The following is a 1,753-nucleotide window of genomic DNA, read 5'->3' as shown; positions in this document are numbered from 1 at the left end:
CACCGCCCGGCCGTAGAGGAAGCCGTGCGCGACCGCGCCCGACACCCGGTCGATGCCAATGCCGGAGCGGGCCTCGAGCCGAGACCGCGGCAACGGCGTACCCGGATCGGTGTCGGCGGTGACCAGGCCGTCATGGACGATGATCCGGCTTGCCCACCCGGCGTCGGACTCGTTCTGCGGGACGCTGCCCCAGATCCTGTCGAGAACCTCCTCACTGGCGATGGAGCGTCCGGCGAAGGCACGCAGCGCTCCCGCGAGGCTCGTGCCCGGCACGTACAGGCGGGACCGCCCGTCCAGGGCGAGTGCCAGGTCAACGGACGGGTCACCGCCGAGGCCACCGACATGCAGTGGGGTCTCCAGCCGCAGCCAGCCGCGCACCCGCAGGCGCCGCACCATCGGCCGTCCGGTCCGTGCCGCCGGTGTGTCCACCTTTGGTTGGCTCATCTCGTCACGTCCTCGAGGGTGTCGGCGTGGTTGGCTGTGGCCCGGCGGTGCGCGGCCCTGCGCGGTGCGTGGCTTGGCGGTGCGCGGCCCGGCGGTGCGCGGTCAGGCAGGCCGTGACCAGCGTGCGAACGGCTTCGGCCCACAGTTCGGTGTCGGCACGCAGCCGGTCGGCCCCGCCGTCAGTCATGATTAATGTGTCCGCCACGCTCTGGGCGGATCCCGGGCCGAGGCGCAGCTGCGGCCACACCTCGGATTTTTTCGTGAGCAGCTGGGTGACTTTCGTACGGACCTGAACCGGCCAGCGGTCGGCCGACAGCCGCTTCAGCCAGTAGGCGATCTCGTCGCCTTCCTCCAGCCGGGTCAGGACGTCGCGCAGCCCGCCGAGCTGGGTCGGATTCACCCCGCCGTCCGTGCCGTTGGTCGCGAGACCGAGGATCTTGCCGCGCCCATCACTGGTGGCGGCAATGGCGGCCGCCTCCCGCTGGATGTGCGCCCGCCACGCCTCCCGCTCGATGAGCTGCGCCATCGCGTACGCGACCTTCTCCCGCGGCGGGACGAACGGCGTCGCGGACCCACCATCGGGGCCTGGCCGGCTGCCGCCGTCCGATGTGCCGCCGTCCGATGTGCCGTCGTCGAGGCGGCCGGGCCGCAGCACCAACAGCGGGTCGTTGATGGCGAGCTGACCGAACCCCTCGGCGGTGCGTTCGCCGATCCCGGCGGCCTGTACGGCGGCCAGTTTCTCCGCGGACACGGGCTGGTCGGCGGTGAAGGTCAGGACACTGCCCGCGGCGAGCCCCAGCAGGGTCGGACGAGGCCGGCCCCAGGCGCGCTGCCACGATTCGGCCCGCCGGGTCGCGGTCACCCGCGGCAACAGGCCGTCCGGGCTCCCCGCCGTGAGCGTGAGCTTCACATCCTGCTCCACACCCAGTGCGGCACCGAGTTGCTCCGCGAACACGACGGGGTCGGTGGACGGGCGTAGCCGCTTGTCGCGGATCAGGACGTCCGACAGCAGCCAGACGATGATCGTCGAAGTGTCGCCGAGCCCGGCCGCGCCCGTGCTGGTCGTCGCCCACGCTGCCGGTGGCCCCTCGACGGTCACGCTGACCTGCCCGTAGTCGTCCTTCGCGGAGCGGCCGAGCGCCCAGGCGCCCGCCAGCGCCGCGTGAGCGCCGTCGGGAAGCAGGCCTGCGCGCACCCTGACCTGCGCCCGCAGCACGGAGCCGGCCGCGAGCGCCTGATAGGTGTACAGGCCGACCAGCGCGGAGGTGGGCCGCTGCCGGGAGTCATCGATGACATTGTGTGTGTGGAT

1 protein-coding gene and 1 pseudogene are annotated in these 1,753 nt (G+C 72.5%); both read right to left on the bottom strand.

Annotated features, from left to right (window positions below):
• Positions 1-444 (bottom strand): RAMP superfamily CRISPR-associated protein (locus MJ785_RS19620; RefSeq protein WP_239382184.1); only part of this gene is annotated, 444 nt, incomplete at its 3' end.
• A gap of 4 nt (positions 445-448) precedes the next feature.
• A pseudogene (locus MJ785_RS19615) lies at positions 449-1,753 on the bottom strand (hypothetical protein); the annotation flags it as partial.

The organism is Protofrankia sp. CiT1, from assembly GCF_917627335.1.
GTDB lineage: Bacteria > Actinomycetota > Actinomycetes > Frankiales > Frankiaceae > Protofrankia.
This window is presented reverse-complemented; position numbering and strand designations above follow the sequence as displayed.